Source organism: Burkholderia sp. Se-20378 (assembly GCF_017104665.1).
Classification (GTDB): domain Bacteria; phylum Pseudomonadota; class Gammaproteobacteria; order Burkholderiales; family Burkholderiaceae; genus Burkholderia; species Burkholderia lata.
This window is the reverse complement of sequence record NZ_JAAGPG010000956.1, coordinates 1-1,678: the sequence shown is the minus strand read 5'-3', so window position 1 is coordinate 1,678 and position 1,678 is coordinate 1. Positions and strand designations below refer to the sequence as shown.

Sequence of the window (1,678 nt, the reverse complement as noted above, 5' to 3'; positions counted from 1 at the left end):
GCCGTTGTCGGCGCGGGCGGGCGGTAGCGGAAACCAGTGCACCGGCGTGCGTGTCGGCGGGACGGCGGGCGCGGCAGTCGCGGGCGCGTCGAGCGAATACGGCACCGGCTCGCCCGCGCCGTTGAAGATGCGCACGTCGCCGAGATCGTCGCGCCGGCTCGCCGCATAAACGGGCTGCGGCACGGTGAGCTGGTAATACGCGGCGGCGCCGTCGAGGTCGAGCGAGAAGCGCTGCGCGGCGTGCCCGGCCCCCGGCGTGCCGTCGGCCGCCGCGAACGACGCGAACAGGCTCAGTCCGAGCAGGGCGGCGAGTCGTTTCATGCTTGGTCGTCCTGCTGCGCCGCAGCCTTCGGCGGCAGCGGCGAGAAATACCCGATCAACAGCAGCAGCACGCCGATGCCGATGAACGACACGATGCGCTCGATGCCGGTCACGTGCGACAGGTCGAACAGGAACAGCTTGACGACCGTGAGCGCGAGCAGCGCGGCGCCGACGAACCACAGCGGACGCAGCCCGCGGCGCGTGGCCCAGATCGTGATGGCAAGCGCGCAGAGCGTCCAGTACACGGACACCGACGCCTGCACGAGCGTCGATTCCGCCATCGCGCCGAGTTCGTACGGCACGCCGGCCCAGTGATGCAGCGTGCGCAGCAGGATCGCGTTCAGCCACAGGAATGCGGTCGCCCCGGCCGCACTCAGCAGCTCGACGCGATATTTGCCGTACGACCAGCCGAGCTTGCGTGCGCGCACGAACCACGATGCGGCGAGTGCGTAGACCACCGCGAGCACGAGGTCGAGCGGGTTGACGAGCGGCACGCGCGCCCAGCTTCCGCCGTCCTGCGTGAAGTTCGCGTAGAAAGTCCACACCCACATCACGACGATCAGCGGCAGCGACGCGAGCGCACACACGCGGGCGATGCCGTCGCGACGCGTCAGCCACATGCCGGCGAACGCGAACAGGCTCCAGCCGACCATGAACACCTGCTGGATGCCGAACGACGACAGCACGGTGTCGATGTCGTAGGCCAGGTGGAAGCGCTGATGCAGCGTGCGCAGCATCAGCGCGTTGAACCACAGGAACACGGTCGCGATCGCAGCGTAGTCGACGACGCGCGGATGCCACGCGATACCGAGCGTCTTCAGTCGGCGCAGCCACACGGCGAACGCGACGAACACCAGGAACTGCGCGATGTCGAGCGGGTTGAGCAGCGGCAGCCAGAAGAGCGGCGCCGCGTTGCCGTCGCTGATCACGCTGGCGATGCTCCACAGCCACAGCAGCGCGGCGAGCGGCGCCGCGCCCCACACCTGGTACGCACGCGGGAACGCCGCGACGGGCCAGCGCAGCCGCGAGCCTGGGCCCGACACCAGCAGGAGCAGCGCACCGAAGCCATAGGCCCACGCGCTCCAGCTCCACGCACCCTCGGGCACGTACGCGCGCAGGCGCCAGAAGCCTTCGAGCGACAGCAGCCCGCACACGGTCCAGAACATCAGCGTATGCAGCGGCGCGATGATGCCTGCCGGGACGGATTGCGCGACACCCGGCGCCGAGCCTTGCGCGGCATCGGCGCCTGCCGTGCCGCGCGACTGGCGCCACAGCAGCGCAAGGCCTGCGCCGACCGCAACGGGCCACGCGAACGCGCCCATCCCCGACAGCGGCGCTTCGTGCGCATCGAACACAC

The 1,678-nt window shown here is 70.1% G+C and carries 2 protein-coding genes; both read right to left on the bottom strand.

Features of this window, described 5'->3' with window-relative positions; translation table 11 throughout:
* The coding region (locus G3N93_RS39330) for a DUF3999 family protein (protein ID WP_206135452.1) at window positions 1-321 on the bottom strand (321 nt) is incomplete at its 3' end.
* Window positions 318-1,678, bottom strand: a 1,361-nt coding sequence (locus G3N93_RS39325) for a DUF2339 domain-containing protein (RefSeq protein ID WP_206135451.1), incomplete at its 5' end; no start/stop codon positions are given. The genes G3N93_RS39330 and G3N93_RS39325, both read right to left, overlap by 4 nt.